Origin of the sequence: Algoriphagus antarcticus, assembly GCF_002150685.1 — a bacterium.
In the GTDB taxonomy this organism is placed as follows: Bacteria; Bacteroidota; Bacteroidia; order Cytophagales; family Cyclobacteriaceae; genus Algoriphagus; species Algoriphagus antarcticus.
The window spans coordinates 1-14,634 of the sequence record NZ_MSSW01000108.1 but is presented as its reverse complement, the minus strand read 5'-3'; the positions used below and the strand labels follow the sequence as shown (position 1 = coordinate 14,634).

14 protein-coding genes are annotated in these 14,634 nt (G+C 35.4%); 1 reads left to right on the top strand and 13 read right to left on the bottom strand.

The annotated features are described in order from the left end of the window. Window positions 1-71 precede the first annotated feature (71 nt). The 5 genes from BVH04_RS24355 to BVH04_RS24335 form a co-directional block, all read right to left on the bottom strand. Window positions 72-1,316, bottom strand: a complete 1,245-nt coding sequence (locus BVH04_RS24355) for a DNA-methyltransferase (RefSeq protein ID WP_086544064.1) — start codon at window positions 1,314-1,316, stop codon at window positions 72-74. After that, window positions 1,306-1,941 carry an ApaLI family restriction endonuclease gene (locus BVH04_RS24350; RefSeq protein ID WP_086544063.1) on the bottom strand — a complete coding sequence of 212 codons (636 nt, stop codon included), beginning with the start codon at window positions 1,939-1,941 and terminating at the stop codon, window positions 1,306-1,308. Before BVH04_RS24350 ends, BVH04_RS24355 begins: the two co-directional genes overlap by 11 nt. Window positions 1,942-2,179: 238 nt before the next feature. Then, a complete protein-coding gene (locus tag BVH04_RS24345) occupies window positions 2,180-2,761 on the bottom strand; it encodes a hypothetical protein (protein WP_140160661.1) in 582 nt (193 codons plus the stop codon). A gap of 8 nt (window positions 2,762-2,769) precedes the next feature. Continuing rightward, on the bottom strand, window positions 2,770-3,309 hold the full coding sequence (locus BVH04_RS24340) for a DUF2306 domain-containing protein (RefSeq protein ID WP_086544061.1): 540 nt from the start codon (window positions 3,307-3,309) through the stop codon (window positions 2,770-2,772). Window positions 3,310-4,336: 1,027 nt separating this feature from the next. Then, the gene (locus BVH04_RS24335; protein ID WP_140160660.1) at window positions 4,337-4,702 is read right to left on the bottom strand and encodes a hypothetical protein; all 366 of its coding nucleotides are present in this window, start codon (window positions 4,700-4,702) and stop codon (window positions 4,337-4,339) included. A 289-nt stretch (window positions 4,703-4,991) separates the two neighbouring features. Between BVH04_RS24335 and BVH04_RS24330 the strand changes: the two genes are divergently transcribed. Then, window positions 4,992-6,551 carry an IS1182 family transposase gene (locus tag BVH04_RS24330; protein ID WP_086544059.1) on the top strand — a complete coding sequence of 520 codons (1,560 nt, stop codon included), beginning with the start codon at window positions 4,992-4,994 and terminating at the stop codon, window positions 6,549-6,551. Between the two features lie 313 nt (window positions 6,552-6,864). Here the strand turns inward: BVH04_RS24330 and BVH04_RS24320 are convergent, their stop codons facing one another. The 8 genes from BVH04_RS24320 to BVH04_RS24285 form a co-directional block, all read right to left on the bottom strand. Then, window positions 6,865-7,860 (bottom strand): retropepsin-like aspartic protease, encoded by a 996-nt coding sequence (locus BVH04_RS24320; protein ID WP_140160659.1) that lies wholly within the window; start codon window positions 7,858-7,860, stop codon window positions 6,865-6,867. Window positions 7,861-8,142: 282 nt separating this feature from the next. Then, window positions 8,143-8,850, bottom strand: coding sequence for a DUF4386 domain-containing protein (locus BVH04_RS24315; protein WP_086544056.1), 708 nt, complete (start codon window positions 8,848-8,850; stop codon window positions 8,143-8,145). Window positions 8,851-8,931: 81 nt separating this feature from the next. Further along, the gene (locus BVH04_RS24310; protein ID WP_086544055.1) at window positions 8,932-9,300 is read right to left on the bottom strand and encodes a hypothetical protein; all 369 of its coding nucleotides are present in this window, start codon (window positions 9,298-9,300) and stop codon (window positions 8,932-8,934) included. Then, complete coding sequence (locus tag BVH04_RS24305; protein WP_086544054.1) at window positions 9,275-10,192, bottom strand: helix-turn-helix transcriptional regulator; 918 nt, start codon at window positions 10,190-10,192, stop codon at window positions 9,275-9,277. Before BVH04_RS24305 ends, BVH04_RS24310 begins: the two co-directional genes overlap by 26 nt. A gap of 11 nt (window positions 10,193-10,203) precedes the next feature. Continuing rightward, entirely contained in the window at window positions 10,204-12,321 is a 2,118-nt protein-coding gene (locus tag BVH04_RS24300) for a DUF262 domain-containing protein (protein WP_086544053.1), read from the bottom strand. Beyond that, on the bottom strand, window positions 12,311-12,793 hold the full coding sequence (locus BVH04_RS24295) for an exonuclease domain-containing protein (RefSeq protein WP_086544052.1): 483 nt from the start codon (window positions 12,791-12,793) through the stop codon (window positions 12,311-12,313). Before BVH04_RS24295 ends, BVH04_RS24300 begins: the two co-directional genes overlap by 11 nt. Next, a complete protein-coding gene (locus BVH04_RS24290; RefSeq protein ID WP_086544051.1) occupies window positions 12,786-13,085 on the bottom strand; it encodes a hypothetical protein in 300 nt (99 codons plus the stop codon). The genes BVH04_RS24295 and BVH04_RS24290 overlap by 8 nt, the downstream gene beginning before the upstream one ends. Before the next feature lie 33 nt (window positions 13,086-13,118). Next, window positions 13,119-14,549 carry an AAA family ATPase gene (locus BVH04_RS24285; protein ID WP_086544050.1) on the bottom strand — a complete coding sequence of 477 codons (1,431 nt, stop codon included), beginning with the start codon at window positions 14,547-14,549 and terminating at the stop codon, window positions 13,119-13,121. Window positions 14,550-14,634 lie beyond the last annotated feature (85 nt).

The following is a 14,634-nucleotide window of genomic DNA, read 5'->3' as shown; positions in this document are numbered from 1 at the left end:
TTTTGCAGCTACAAGAAGGGCGGGACTTTTACCACAAAACTTGATTTGAAAAACTAAACTTCCATTAACCACTAAACTGTCTTTGGAACACGAAACCCCGCCTTTTGGGTAGGTGCTGTTATGCCTTCGTTGTTCTTCTTTATCAAATCTTTTGTCTGTAATTCAAGTGATTTTATTATTGTTACGTCCGATTCAAAACCAAAGAGTCTGCTTATTCCTGTTTCTCTGGTTTGGATTAAGATTTTCATTTTGTAGTCCTTACCATAAGATGCTTTTTCTAATTTCTCAATTGCATCTTCAATCGTTTCATATTCTCCTTGAATTTTTACTGGAACTGGCATACCTTCAAAATGGTCTTTTAATAATCCGTCTATTCCACTATTTCTCTGAACTGGAAAAGCATTGATATTTTGTAAAATAGTAAGCTCTTTTTCAGTTTTTTCTTGATACTCGTTTGTTCCTTTGTTTAATAAGTTTGATTCAGAAATCACCATTTCTTGTAATCGTGAATTAGCAAGTTCGACAGCATCTTGTGAAATATCAATACCGATAAATTGTCTTTTTAAAGATTTTGCTGAAACGCAAGTTGTTCCACTACCACAAAACGGGTCAACAACTAAATCTCCTTCGTCTGTTACGATGTTTAAAATTTGATTAAGCAATAAAACTGGCTTTTGAGTTGGGTAGCCTGTTCTTTCTTTTGCTTTTGGGTTTAAATATGGGATTTCCCAAACGTCAGAAAGCGGAACACCTTTTTTCTCTTTTCCTAAAATTACATTTCCGTTTTCATCTTTTTTATATACAGATTTACCATTTTCATCACGCTCTCTATCTTGTAAAATCTGGTCAAGGTTTGTTGTTGCCGAATAGTCAGTATAAAGCGTATTGAATTTAAAATCCTGTGTTTTTGAATAGAAGAAAATTACTTGATGAGCATTTAAAAGTCCTTTTTTTGCATTAGACCATCTTTTGTATGACCAAATAATTTCACTATGAAAGTTCTCACGCCCAAACACCGTGTCCATCAAAACTCTAATATTGTGCGATGCAGTTTTGTCGCAATGTAGAAATACACTTCCTGTGTTTTTCAAAACTCTTTTTGATTGCTCTAAAACATTTTCAACAAGTGTTAAATACTCTTCAATAGAGTTGTATTTGTCATCAAATGCGTACGTTTTAGAATTATCTTTGTTGGTAAGACTATGTTTACATTGTGTAAAAAAAGGTGGGTCAAAGTAAATTAAGTCAACTTTGTTGGCTTCAATTTCTTTGAGTTTTTCAACACAATTTCCGTGATAGATTTTATTAGTTTCCATCTTGAGGTGTTCTTTCGTTAGCAATTTCTGTTAAAATAGCTTTCAAGTCAACTCCTGAATATGCTTTTAAATATTCCCAAGCTTCATCACCACCATAATACTCGCCTTCAACACCTGCATAAAGTGTTTTTAGAGTTTGTTGAATTCTGATTGCTTGTTCTCTTTGTGGGTAATAGAACATAACCCGAATAGGTTTATATCCGTGATTTCTAATTACCTGAACTCTTGTATGTTCTTTTGTAATGTGGTCTCCGTCAGTCGTAGCATCTCTCCATTTAACTTCAATTGCGTCATTTGCATTTAGAAAGTCAATTTCAAATGTTTTTGGTCGTTGTCCTATCGTGTTTTCTACTTTAGTTTTTATTCCATCAGGAAATTTATAATTTAAACATAAAGTTGCTGCTTCTTCGAGAAATGAACCTGCATACTTATAAAGGAATCGTCCTGTGTTTTGATATTTGTCAATAAGTTGTCCTTCTTGCAAAGAAATACCCAAAACACGATAGATAAGATAATGAGAGTTATCATCAGCTTTCATTTCTTCTGTTCGAGCTTCAATTTTCCCTTTCAGGTTTGCAGAATAAATTTCAGCTAAATTCTTTATACTTTGTATTAATTCGTCCATTCGTTTTTGATATATAATTTGTTTCGCAAGTTACGAAATTTTGTTCGGTTACGGTCGTCCTACAATGAGGCATAACGTTTTGGCGCTTGGCGAAGGTGGCGATTTTTACCACAAATGTTAATGCGGAGAACCAAACTTTGATTAACCACAAATATGTCTGCGGATAACGAAACCGCCACTTTTGCCAAACGCCTGTTAGCGGTTCGTTGTTCTTCTTGTATGTTCGATATTGTTAGTATCATTGACTTTTGGAATCTAAGTTTAAATTAGTTTTTACACTCTCAAATTCTTTTTGCCAAAGTCTGTATGAAAAATAAAAAACAGAGGTTAGCATTAGTCCATAAATTACATATAATGGTCTGCCAACTAAATTTCTAAATGAATTATAAAAAGAGATATTGTAGAACTGACATAAATTATGAATTGTTGCTATGAAACTTATGAAAATAACTACACGAACAAACACATATCCTGAATGAGCAAGTAGTATTTTTTTATTTTTTGGAGTTCTATAAAAAACTTTTAGAAAATGTCCCTTTTCATTAAAGTATAATTCTGAGACAAAGTCAGTCAGCGTATTTGATGTTGACTTGGTTTTTGGCGTGCTATATTTAAACGAATAATAGTAAAAGGCATAAATAATTAGTCCAACAATAATTATATTAACAATAATTAAACCTGTCCAACCAACACCAAAAAGTTTATACAATGGATTTGTTTCACCTGTTGGATTGTCAAAAAACCAAAGGCTTGTAGAGTAGAAGTCACATCCCCTTGCAAAGAGAAGTAGAAAGGTCAAAAGAAAGAATTTCGTTTTCATATTATTTACTATTTTATTGTTTGCTTATTGTTACTTACTATTTCAAACTGTTTGTCCCATTTTGGTTTAAGTTTAAGAAAAAAGTATATACCAAAACCCATCACCAAGGCTGTCCCAATTCCTGTCATATTGTAAAAAACACTATTTGGAATTCCACTTTCAACAACTACGTTCGGCATTCTTACCAATGTCTCTGAAACAAATGCACCATAAACACCCATAATACTCCAATACATAAAACTAAAATGAAGCGATTTATAATTGTTGATTGGTCGCTGAGTCAGAATTGGTATAAGTCCGCAAATAAGTGTCAAACTGCTTATTACTGCTGTCCAATGAAATATTCCCCAAATTCCGAAAAGCCTGTAAGTCATAAAAGCGGTAATTAAAACCACCAACATTGTCAATGCATATAGTCTACCAATAATTTTATGTTTTTTTGTTCCTTTGGGTAATACGAGAATAAATGTCCCGAATAAAAGAGCGAGAATAGAAGCTATAAAATGTATTAGTCCCGTGTCGCTTGTTATAAAATTTCCAAAATTCATAGTCAATGTTTTTTGTCTTAATGTTGGAATGTTCAGGTTTGTGTGGTCCGTTACAATTACCGCTAACGGACACGGCTTGCTGCTGTGCTGGGATTTGAAAAACTGTCAGCCCGGCAACCGAAGCCAATTAAAATTACTGATGTTTAAATTTAGTACAAATTACTACAAAAAACGGTCAGCCCGAAACAAAAGATGATAAATAAGAAAATGCCGATTGAACCAACTTCCGCCAGCATAGCAGCAAACCGCTTGTTATAGGCTGACGTTAAGTAGGTGGCTGTTTCGAATAATAAAAATGAGCTTCCAAGTATTTGGTCGAATACTGCTACCTAACAGAACGACTTTGACGAGATCTGAGCTGCCACTGTAACCAAGTTAAAATCTGTTTGATTTATTTGACCGCCACACTTGGAAGCATGTGTCGTCTCGATTTTGTTTTGCACCACGACTTGACCAAACAATTTTCTAAACTTTTGCAAAAAGAACCTGAGCAGGGGAGATCCGAATTTAAATTTTCTAACGACCCGAATCACGGTGTAACGAATAATGTTACGATTTAAAATGCCCTGCGAAGAGCAGTAGGCATTACACTAGCACAAAAAGAAAAGATATCAAACCGAAATACCCAAAAACCGCATTTACAAATATTGAACTGCATCGAAACAAAAAGTAACTCCGATTACTTCTGTCCAGTCAAAGAGTGCAAACGAAAAAAGAACTTGATCATATCGAACAGAAAACTGTTGCCAAAAATAACTGGCACTCAAAGTAAAGCACTAAAATATCTGAATGAATGTTACCGAATGTCCCGGAGTTAGCCTATAACGGTACGGCTTGGCGATGTGGCGGCATTTGAAAATCGTCAGCCCGTAACCGATGCTAAATTTATAAATAAAAGTTCATTGTTTATTCAATTGCTCGACGTTATTCGTCGGCTGGAACTAAAGCTCAATAGCTAACAAAAAGCTGAGTACATATTCGTCACCCCGCCATATAGCCAAACCGATTGTTGGTTGCTGTTTTTCTTTCATCTTTCAATCATAGGTTCAATATCTTTTTTGTCAGTCAATGAGTTGAACCAAAGTATGTTGGAAACAAATTTTTTTGAAACAACAAATTCATACTGCTTATGTCTGTCTAATTGCTCAACTCTAATCGCCGTATGTACTAATTCTTGATTTTCTGTGTCCTTACGATAAGATAAAGCAAAAAAATATCTGTATCGTGCCACACCTGTATTTTCAAACGGTCTAAATTCTAAGATTTGTTTTAGTCTTCCATAGTCAGCTCGCTCAATGCCGAACCGTAATCTCAACTCTTCGCTTGCAATTGACAGTTTGATAAGTGCAGAATAAATATTGTCTTTATTTGAAGTTTCAAGTAACTCAATCATATTTTCATTCGTGTCTCGCATAATGTGATTGTGTCAGTAAAAAGATATCCAATTTATAACGTAAACTGTGGCAATAAAGCTATTTTGGAAAAATAACGTTGCTTGAAAATTTGTCAAAAGTAAAGCTGTTGAAATTATTTTAAACTCTTGCGTTTTGTCCTGCTACGAATTTTAAACTGCCTGCGTCAAATAGCAACCAACGAGAGTTTGTGAAAAAACCTCCGCTCACCAAATATACACACAATGTGAATAGAGCAAACTACTGCATAAAATTTGTGTTGTATAGCATATGAATTTTGTAACAGGAACATCACGCCATCAAACTTATTTTGCCACCCTCGATGACCAGGTGGCAGCTGATAACCCGGTAAGACTTGTGGACGCTTTTGTAGATAAGCTGCAATTGCAGAAGCTGGGCTTTACTAACACAGCGCACAAGAGCGAAGGCCGCCCACCGTATGAGCCGGCAGTATTGCTCAAACTTTATTTGTATGGCTATCTCAACAAGATACGAAGCAGCCGTAAACTCGAGCGGGAGTGCGGGCGCAACATAGAACTCCAATGGCTGCTCAAGCAACTGCAACCAAACTATCATACCATCGCCGACTTTAGAAAGTTACAGGCACAACCGCTCAAAAATTTGTTCCGGCTTTATGTGCAATTCCTGGGCGATGCAGGCCTGCTCGGCAAAACCACCATTGCTGTAGACGGCAGTAAGTTTAAAGCAGTAAATAGTAAAAAGAATAATTACAATCAAAACAAAATAGACAAGCACCGCCGGTTTATAGAAGAGAAAACCGACCGTTACCTGCAGCAGCTCGATGAGATGGATAAGCAGGAGGATCAAACCAAAGATGACATCCAAGTAAAAAAAGAAAAGATTGCCGAAGGACTTAAAAAACTCAAAGAGCGGAGCATAAAGTACGATGACATTCAGCAAAAACTAAATGCCACCACCGACCGGCAGGTGAGCACCACGGATACGGATAGCCGCAGCATACTGGTGGTAAAAAGTATTGTAGAAGTTGCTTACAATGTACAAAACGCTGTAGACGATAAATACAATCTCATTGTACACACCGAGGCTACCAACACCAATGACGGCAAAGCATTGCAGCGGGCAGCCATACAGGCAAAACAAAATTTACAATTACAACAACAAGATCCCATTGTACTGCTGGCAGATAAAGGTTACCATACCGGTGCAGAGTTGCAAAGTTGTCAGCAGCAAAATATAACAACGCATGTAGCCTACAAAGAACAACCTGGTGTAAAACATATTGCTAAGGAATTTCTTGCAGAAAGTTTTGAGTACAACAAACAAGATGACAGCTATACCTGCCCCGCCGGTGCCACACTTACCAGCCTGGGCACATGGCACAATAAAAAAGGCGAAGCCAATGAAACGAGTTATCGTTTTAAAACCTACCGTACGGATGCTTGCAAAACATGCCCCTTAAAAAACCAATGCACCAAACTTCCCAAACGCATTGTGCAGCGCAGCGAATACCAGGATGCCGTAGACCTCAACGACAATAACATCAAACAAAACCCACAGTATTACAAGCGACGGCAGGCCATAGCGGAACATCCTTTTGGCACCATCAAACGGCACCTTGGTTACACCCACACTTTATTAAAAGGATTGCAAAAAGTAAACGGAGAGATGAACATGATCATGCTCTGCTACAACTTTATGCGCACCAAAAATATACTTGGCTTTGATGGTATGCTACAAGCACTCAAAAACTGGAAACCAAACTACCCCAAGGTGGTCTGTGCCTTCCAAACCCGGCTGCAACAAGCCTTTTACGGCCATTATAGCATCATCCAATTTTTATTTAATTAATAGCAATATATTTTACGGGAAGCTTTAAGAGCCGGTAACAAGTCTTAAACCATAGCTGGCGAGGGCCTTTTTTTTGGGAGGAAGGTTTTTTCACGGTCTGACGAACAGGGCTTTGCGATGTTGGGGGATTTGAAAATCGTCCGCCCGGAAGCGCTGCCGATTGAAAAACAAATGTACAAGATAACAACCAAAAGCCCACCGATGTTTGTCCTGCCCGAACAACTGCTGCCATGTTGCTAATGTTGAAGATTACAACGTCATGCCCCAATATTGCAAAACCCCATGTTGTACGTTCGTGCTTTTTATGGGTATGCTATTTTTCAAATTTTATTAACTCACTATTGTAGTCAATTGTAACTTTAAAATATTTTAAAAAAGAACCCCCAATAGCACCTTTAACTACTTTGTCCATACTCCCTATCATTCCTTTTGACCAAGCTTCATCAGGTCTCTTAGCAAACCAAACTGGTCCCGCTGTCAAGTTTCCAACTTTTACTTCAGGGACTTCAATTAAATCTGCACCTGTAAATTCTCCTTTTTCAATAATTCTCCAATCAGGATGTTGAAGGTGCCACTCGTTGAAAAGACTTTTTGCTATAAAGGAGCCTGCGGTAGCTTTCGCTTCAATGCCTAATTTTGCTTTTCCACTATCGCTTAACAAAAATGTAGCCCCTGTATCAAATAGAAAATCAATTGTTTTCCCATCAATTACCAATTTCATTCTTGGATGCCCAAATCTTTTGTTCCCCATCATATCTTTTTTAAAACCGAGAATCTGAATATTTTCGTCAACATTATCTTTTAAAATCGGAGTGTTTACTGACATTTCTCCTGTTTTATAATTAAACGTCCAAGCATTATTTATGAAGAAAAATTGTCCTAAAAAAATTTGATAATTAACAAATTTTGCAAAAAATATACTTTCTTTATCATCGTCAGGAGCTTGAATAAAAGGAATGTCTATATGAGTTTTGAAATAGTTAGGAATCTGTGGATAGGGCATGTCACGGTTATCATATATCTCTTTTGCAGAAATATATTTAGTGGTGTCACCGTCTATGTCTAATAAGTTGACTTTTGACTCTAAGCCAAGTTTTTTTACTGTTGAGTTATAAATTGCGGTGTACCCGCCACCTGTGTCGCAAAACCCTAAAATTGTATCTCCCTTGATGGTAGGTATTTTTAGGAAAAATCTTCCATCTATTAAGTCAGCAGGTAGATAGATTTGTTTGTTTGATTGTTCGGATATTTTTTGTGCAAAACCTAGTATTGGAATTACCATTAGCATTAAAATAAAAAACCTTTTCATAATATTTCATTTTGAGTAATTGGAATTTTCACAGCATGACGTACAACGTTTCTCGGCTTGGCGATGTGGCGGAAATCGAAGCACAAAACTTCAACTTTGCACTAAAGTTTAATTGAAAAACTGAACTTGAATTTAGTACTAAACCCGCCATATTGCCAAACCGATGTTAGCGGTTCGTTGTTTTAATAGTCACCATAGATGTAGCAAAACATTACGGATGTCCATAATGCAGAAAGTTTAATTCTTATGTTTATTTTGAAGTCTTCTAAATGTGTTGCCATTTTAATTCTTTATTTGCGATTGTTGTCTCTTTTCTTTAGATCCAATAAATAATAACCATAAACAAATTCCTATTTCTCCAAAACTTGCAGGTAAAATTATGTACCAACCAATTCCAAGTTCGGAATAATTTGGAATTAAGGTGCGTCCAAAGAAATCGAGTAAATATCCAAAACTACCAAGCATCAAGAGTATTCCAAAAAATCTAGGAAGAAAGTTTGACTTAAAAACTAAATATCCAAAAGGAAATAACCAAAGTCCCGAAAAAATATGGATAAGGCGCATTCCGTCGTCATATTGGTCAATATAAAAAAGCACCTGAGATTGAATTTGTTCCTGACTAAAAACTTTGAGATAATGTGGTGTTTTAATTAATGAAAGTGCAGTAAATTCATTTTGAACATTTATAAAATACATTGGTACACTTATGACTGCTAATAGAACCATTAATTTTGCCATATTCTCATTGACTTGTCTTAATAACTTATACAAGACAAGCGGCAAAAAGAGAAAAAAAGTATAACAGAGTAATCCACTTACAATTCCAAATCTGAATAGTGTTTCAGAGGTCGTTAAATTTTGAAAAGTTAAAGAGGCATTGTCATAGTTTATTAGTTTAGAAGGGACGTACATTAAACTGAAAATTCCTGTCAGAACCACGCCTAAATATATTAAACCTGCAATTCTTGATATTTTGTTTTTCTCTGTCATAAATAAATTTTTCTAATAAGACGAACGATGTCGCTTGTTTGTTACAGGTGTCGTTTTACAATGACCGCTAACGGTTCTCAGCTATACGCAGGCAGGGATTTTAACCACTGAATTTCCTACGAAGAACTGAACTTTAATTTTACCACTTTCCTGTCCCACGAAGCACGAAACCCCTGCTTGCGTATAGGTGATGTTATAGCCAGTGGTTCTTGTCGTCCGTCCTTGCAAACCATTGTCAATACTGCATTTTGCCGTCTTTGTCGTGTCGGGTAGTGCGGTTGTGTATTTTTTATTTTCTGAAGGGGAGGAGATTTTTTTTAATTCAATTTTGTCTGGGAGTGAAAGGTGGAAGCTCTTTTGCAAGCTTTGGTCTGTGCTTGGGCTTGTGTGGCTTGCAAATGTGCTTACACCTGTGCGATGGCTGTTAATATTGTCTATATGCTTTTTCATGTGCTTGTTTAATTTTGTCAGCCAATGATTTAGGTTCAATAACTTTCATGTTGTCACCGAAAGAAAGAAGTTCCATTAAAAGGTCATGTGTTAGGCAAAGTTTAAGTTTAATTTTCATTTCTTCGTCATTGTCCACCAAAACCTGTTGAGTGTCGTGGAGTGGTAAAGTTTTGATATACTTGCCTTGAAATGGGTCGAATGATAAGATGATGTCTTGCGGTTCTTCGTCATTTGGGCTGATAATTCCAAAGCAGTAACGGTAGCTTTGTTCAATGCTGTAATTGTCTGGATACTGGTATGTTTGATTCGTTATTTCAAGGTTTGTCAAACGGTCAAGTGCAAAACTCTTGATATTATTGTCTCTGCTGCCTTTAGCCATGATATACCAACGGTTCTTAAACTCCTTTAAAGCATAAGGTTCCACTAATCTTTGGCTTAATTCTTCTTCCCAAAATTTCTGATAAGTGAATTTTATTTGAAGTCTGTTTTTGATAGCATGAAGCAATCCATATAAATTTTCTGTTCCTTGTGGTCTGCGTTTTTCTAAATGAATAAATGGAGTTAGGTCTTGTGCGAGGTTCAAAGAATTAAACATATCAAACGCCTCCATCATCCTTTGGAAATTCATGTTTTCATTTTCGTTTTGGCTTATGAAATAACCTTTTTGAGATTTTGAATACTCAATGTCAATTCCAAAAACGTTTCTGATTTCCTTTATATCACGTTGAAGTGTTCGTTTTGAAAAACCTATTTGTAAGTTATCATCCTGCATTTGCAAATAGTCAAATTGATTTTCAATATAGGCTTGTAATTCCTCATAAGTTGAATAAGGTTTTACTTTCAACTTCTTTAGAATCAGAAGGTATCTTGATATATAACCTCGTTTTGACATTCAAATAGTTTTTAAGAGTTCTGTTTTTCGTAACTAAATAATTCGCCAACATTCAATGTTGAATACCATTCTTCATATATGTTGCAAAGTCGGTTGACAATAGCACTTAAATGATTTTTAATCATCTCATTTTCGCCTTCGTTTATTCTGCCGCTGATTCTACTCCAAAATTCCCAATCATTTTCTTTTATGAAACTCTGTTCCTTAACATTTACCAACCTGTCTTTCGGTGAAAGAGAATTGTTTTCACTTCGGTTTTCTTCCAATGATAATGCTCTGAAATTTCCAATTGCATTTGTCCAATGTTTCGTATTAGGGTTTATATACCATTTTGCATAAACCCAACTTGCTGGATAAATATGGTCCCAGTCCCAAGGTGTATTTGTATCTTCTAAGTTTTCCATTTGATTGAAGTCGCCAAAACTGTCATTGATATATTTTCTTTGAGCAAATAATACAAGAGGTTTGCACCAAAAAAGTTTGTTTATAAAATTATCCCATATTCCCTTTGTCGAATTGGCAATTTCAGTTTCCTGTTCTATTTCGTTGCTCAAAATACTGTTGTATATTTTTACAATTTCACTATTGGCAGATGGATAAAGATTATCCCAATGAACATTCTCTGTAACAACACTTTGAAGTAAATAACTTCTCAAAGAAGATGGTTTAATCATTGGATACATGATAAAATCTTTTTTGTTAAGATATGGAATACTCAAAACTTCTTTACTCCAAAAATTATTTTTTGAAATACTATTCCAAACTTCCCGAACATATTTTGTATTGTCTCTGCCAAACCATGATAATGCTGTGATAGTTGCTAATACTTTCCGTTTTTCATCTGCTGTTATTTCTTTGGTGTTTTGCTTAATCCATTGAAGAAGCATTAAAAATAATTCAGGTGAACCCTTGACAAGGGTTTTTACCAATACGATTGGTATTTCAAACTCATTTTCAGAAACGAGCAAGTTGAACGCTTTGGAAAAAATATCTTTTGCATTACCTCCTATGAGTTCATGAAGTTTGCTTTTGAATTTATCATCTTGAATTCTTTTTCTGAAATCGTTTACACTTAAAGGATAGGGATATGAACCTTCATTTATTTCTGAAAGTGCCAATCTTGAAACTAATGAAATCACTTGGGAAGGTGCAATAAAACTTGCTCCAATATTTTCAACTAATTGTTTTGCTTCAGGGAATGATGCTTTGTAAATAGAGTAAATTAGTTCCTCGCCTGCTATTCTTGTTCCAGAGGAATTTAAACGAACAAATAAAGTCGGGTCTTCTCCTGTCTGTTCGTCTTCGGCTTTCAAAATCTCCTTCTTTACTACGATTGTTGGAATTTCTACTTGCACTAAATTCTTGACGGCACAAAAAATATTGTTTAAAAAATCTGCGCTATCAATGACTTCTTGCAATTGGTCTAAATAACTTTTCTCATTGAAGTGGTTGTGTTTTGTCTTAATGTATTCAGTTGGCAATTTCTCTTTACACATTGCAACCAAATTTGCTTTCCAGCTTTTGTCGTTGTCCAAAATTGATTTTACTAAAAACGAAAATGGAATTGGCAAATCTGCATCGTATGGAAATGTATTAAGTGGAGAAATTTGAATGTAGCCGCCTTTTTTATTTTCAGGGTTCTCTCTGAATATGTTTAAAGCATTTCTTCTGTCTGCAACACTTAAAATTGAATTGTGATTAATACGCTGATATCCCCAAGGATGAGATTGTGTAACAACTCTAAAAACAAATTTTTGTGTAGCCGTTTTTTCTTTTGGTGCAATGTCAATCCAAATTGTCGGAACATTTTTTAATGACCAAAATTTTCCTTTTTCAGATTCATCAATATTCCAAGGGTCGTAAAACCCAAAAGTTATTGATGTAGCTCTCTGTTGTCCGTCAAGTAAAAAATATTTTTCGTCCTCACTTTTAGAAAGAAGAAGAGACCCAATTGGAAAACCACGTAAAATTGAATCCCACAAAGATTCAACTTGATTTACTTTCCAAACAAAACTTCTTTGCAATGCAGGTAGTTCAACATTTGAGTTGTCAAAATCTAATTGCCAAGAAGCAATTTTGGACAAGCCAAATGACAAAGGTTTTTCTATTGTTTTATTTTCAATGCTCATTTCTTAAATGTATTTGATAAAGGTTTGAACAAGCCATTGCATCACTCAATGCTTCGTGATGGTTCAACGGAATTTTATAATGTTTGCAAAGTGAAGCTAAGTTGTCGCCAAAAATTCTGTATGTGCAATGTCCTGTAAACTCTACTGGTGCAATATCATAATATTCCAAAGTTTGCTTGAGGCAATGAAAGTCAAAAGAGAAGCCATTGTGTGCGACAAGGTTTTGATGTTTAATAAACGGTTCTAATTGTTGACAAACCATATCAAAAGTTGGTGCATTTACTGTCTGTTCTGGAGTGATGCCGTGGATGTCAATGAATCTATCCCAGTAAAAATTATTTGGTGGTTGCACCAAAACAGAAATCTTGTCTTTTGTGATTCCATTTTCAACACGAACCAAACCAACTTGACAAATGCTCCAACGTTTGCCGTGTGCTGTTTCAAAATCTATTGCTGTATATGAACTATGCACTTTTGTAGCTTATTCTTTTACATTTTTCATCATAGGTTTCAATAAGGCTACCGTTTTTAACTGTAAACGTATTGCCTGCTGCGCCTCTTACAATTTTACTTCCTTGGCTCATATATGAAATACGTTTGCATTTTTCGTCATACACTTCAATTAATGAACCGTTGATAATTACAAAGAAATTACTTGCTACTCCAACAAGTTCTTTGCTTCCTGCACTCATGTATGAAATTCTTTTGCTGTTTGCATCATAAACTTCAATGAGGCTTCCTTTTTCTCTTACATCTGAAATCATTTTTTTGTCTTTTTATTTTAATGCCTACTCTATTCAGTTTTCGGCTAACCTGTTATTGTTTATTGCTTGAAATCCTATTGGATTGGTTTTTCTTGATTGTTGAAAATCTTTTTCGTCTTGGTTGTAAATTGATGTTAATGCCATTGGCTTGTTGATACTTGTATCAAAGCCCAATTTATTTGAAAGCTGTTGAGCTTTTTCAATTTCCAATTCTTTAAATTCATACTTTGCAATCAGTCGTCCTTTTCTCATTAAGGCACTATCAATTTTCGAAATGTCCGTATTGAAGGAACAAATTATTTGAACATTCAAACAGTCTGCGAGTAATCCGTCAGAAATATTCAATAATGCCGAAACTGGTGAACTGCCGTCTTTTTCTCTGTCAACTACAATGTTTTCTGCGTCTTCGATTACAAAAATCGAATTGGGGTTATCAATCAAAACAGAAATCAAATCAGGGTTTGTAATTGCCGTTGCCATGTTTGGAGGTAAAAATATTACGTCTTTCTTTATTGAAGAAATCAGATAACGGATGTAAGAGGTTTTACCCGTTCCAGGTTTACCGTGTAGCAACACTAACCCTTTATCGTTTTGCTTTGAGAGCCTCTTGTATATTGTTTGATGAATGTTTTTAAAATCGTCATTGTAATTATCCTCAATGTTCAATTTTGGTTTTGTAATATCCAGAGATTTTGTTGCAATGCCATGAGGAGTATTAACCAGCAGAGAAATAAGAGGTTTATTTCTTACGCTTCGTTCTTTGAATTTTCTTATTTCAGAAATTACTTTTTCAATTTTGGATGTTTCGGTCTTACTGAAAAGAAACCTTGCGGAAGAACAGTTGGTGTCAAAGTCAACAATTAAATCGTCAAATAAAATGTAAAAGATGTCATCAAGTTCTGCTTGCTTGCTTCCGTTGAAATGGCGTTTTATGAAATAGTGATGCTTGATTTCACTCTTATAGGTTTCACTGAACCATTTGTTGGCTCTCTTGCAATCAATATTTTTTTCGCTGATTAAATTCGGAATTGAATTGAAGTGAGCAAGAAATAAATTCAACTCGTTAATATAGCCGCCTCTGTCAGCAAACACTTGTCCCAAGCTAATTTTGGAAGAAGTTTTTTCCATTCCAAGTGTCGTGGTTGCGTGTTGGTTAAAGTTCACGATATTGTTTTCCATCCTTCTTTGATTTTTAATTTCTACAACAAAAGTAGAAGTATGAAACGCCAAAGTATGTCGCTCTAAAAATTTCTTTCTGTGGGTGGGTAAATTTGGCTCTTTTGATTTTGCGAAGGGTCGGCTTGTGTGTCGGGCAAAACCAAATGTGCCAAATGTGCGGCTGGCTAAAATTGAATAAAAAAAAATGTGCGGTGGGGAAAATAAAAAATACTGAAGCCTTGGCAAAGCGTGTCGGCTTAGTCTTTGTCCGATTGAAATATGGTTTGTATGTTGGTCACCTGTCAAAATGGTTTGTCTTTGTGCTTTTGTTTAAATTTTAGGTCGGTCGTTTGTCGCTTGCACGGTCGTTTTTTACCATTGGCTATAACGG

Bases quoted from the DNA above. Each gene is read 5' to 3' on its own strand.
- BVH04_RS24340 (WP_086544061.1), bottom strand. From the start codon at position 3,309: ATGAATTTTGGAAATTTTATAACAAGCGACACGGGACTAATACATTTT.
- BVH04_RS24350 (WP_086544063.1), bottom strand. From the start codon at position 1,941: ATGGACGAATTAATACAAAGTATAAAGAATTTAGCTGAAATTTATTCT.
- BVH04_RS24320 (WP_140160659.1), bottom strand. From the start codon at position 7,860: ATGAAAAGGTTTTTTATTTTAATGCTAATGGTAATTCCAATACTAGGT.
- BVH04_RS24305 (WP_086544054.1), bottom strand. From the start codon at position 10,192: ATGTCAAAACGAGGTTATATATCAAGATACCTTCTGATTCTAAAGAAG.
- BVH04_RS24300 (WP_086544053.1), bottom strand. From the start codon at position 12,321: ATGAGCATTGAAAATAAAACAATAGAAAAACCTTTGTCATTTGGCTTG.
- BVH04_RS24345 (WP_140160661.1), bottom strand. From the start codon at position 2,761: ATGAAAACGAAATTCTTTCTTTTGACCTTTCTACTTCTCTTTGCAAGG.
- BVH04_RS24310 (WP_086544055.1), bottom strand. From the start codon at position 9,300: ATGAAAAAGCATATAGACAATATTAACAGCCATCGCACAGGTGTAAGC.
- BVH04_RS24355 (WP_086544064.1), bottom strand. From the start codon at position 1,316: ATGGAAACTAATAAAATCTATCACGGAAATTGTGTTGAAAAACTCAAA.
- BVH04_RS24335 (WP_140160660.1), bottom strand. From the start codon at position 4,702: ATGATTGAGTTACTTGAAACTTCAAATAAAGACAATATTTATTCTGCA.
- BVH04_RS24315 (WP_086544056.1), bottom strand. From the start codon at position 8,850: ATGACAGAGAAAAACAAAATATCAAGAATTGCAGGTTTAATATATTTA.
- BVH04_RS24290 (WP_086544051.1), bottom strand. From the start codon at position 13,085: ATGATTTCAGATGTAAGAGAAAAAGGAAGCCTCATTGAAGTTTATGAT.
- BVH04_RS24330 (WP_086544059.1), top strand. From the start codon at position 4,992: ATGAATTTTGTAACAGGAACATCACGCCATCAAACTTATTTTGCCACC.